Below are 1,167 nucleotides of genomic sequence, written 5' to 3' on the forward strand. Positions count from 1 at the left end.
GCACAGTCATCATGGGTTAAATGAGTACCGTAAGTTACGGTTTATTAAAGACTTTCTACTATCAAAGTCACTCAAATAGCATGAATTATGTCCATTAGCGACTACCTTCTACTTTTTAGCATGAATTTTGTCCATTACACCGAAAACAATCATGGCTTTGATTACGACCGGTTTGCTCTCATTACCTACTTTGGCATCAGATTCTTATGGTACGCCATTTGAAAGTAATGGTTTTGTCAAAGATGACTGGCAACTGGTCTGTGATAACACCTTGACTTGCCGAGCAGCGGGTTATAGTGCTGATTCAGCCAAATGGCGAGGCAGCATTTTGATGACGTTAAAAGCGGGTGAAAAAGTGCCTAGTATAGAGATTCTATTAAATGAGTGGGACTGGAATACCTCTGAGAGATTGGTTACTGAAACTGAGGCGCTGAATAATCCAGTTGAGCTATGGCTCAATGATAAGTTTTATGGAGAAGTTAAAAACAGCCAATTAACAAAATCTCAGACCATGCTGCTGATTAATCACGCTAAGAAAGCCAGCAAAATCGCATTCAAGATCGGTACTCATCAATGGCAAGTATCTGACCTAGGGATGGCTGCCGTGCTACTAAAACTCGATGAGGTGCAAGGTCGAGTAGGTACGCCACTAGCCCTTGTCAGTAAGAATAGTTTAAATCGGCAAACCAATAAAGCCGCCAAACCAAAACCGGTACTCAAAAAAGCGCCTGTTTATTTGGAGGAAGAGCACAAGCAGTTGGACTCCTCAAAGTTGGCATATTTTCAAAAGAATATTGATAAATGGGTAAATATTAACTCTAAAAAATTAATAGGCTCAAAGGACGTGATGGGAGATTGTGAGCTGGTTAATCCAAAAACCGACGCGTATCAACAGAGGTCTGAATATGAGTCCGATATGGTTGGTTGGGACTTTATACCAGTAGATGACAGCCATACGTTAGCGGCACATGGTTGTTGGACAGGTGCTTATAATGAAGGCTATGGTTATTGGCTTATCGATCATAAATATCCTAACCATCCACAACTGATTACCACCGCTGGTAGTGACTATTACGAGGGTAAAATAACTGCCGCTCATAAAAGCAGAGGTCTGACCCCTGCCGTCAAATCCGTAGAACCAAACTTGGGAGATTTTAATTACGCAGC

The 1,167-nt window shown here is 41.6% G+C and carries 1 protein-coding gene; it reads left to right on the plus strand.

The genetic code is table 11. The annotated features are described in order from the left end of the window. Window positions 1–151: 151 nt before the first annotated feature. On the plus strand, window positions 152–1,167 hold a 1,016-nt coding region (locus EI161_RS14435; RefSeq protein ID WP_192524958.1), incomplete at its 3' end, for a DUF1176 domain-containing protein.

The sequence above is a fragment of the Psychrobacter sp. FME5 genome, assembly GCF_014861375.1.
Classification (GTDB): Bacteria; Pseudomonadota; Gammaproteobacteria; order Pseudomonadales; family Moraxellaceae; genus Psychrobacter.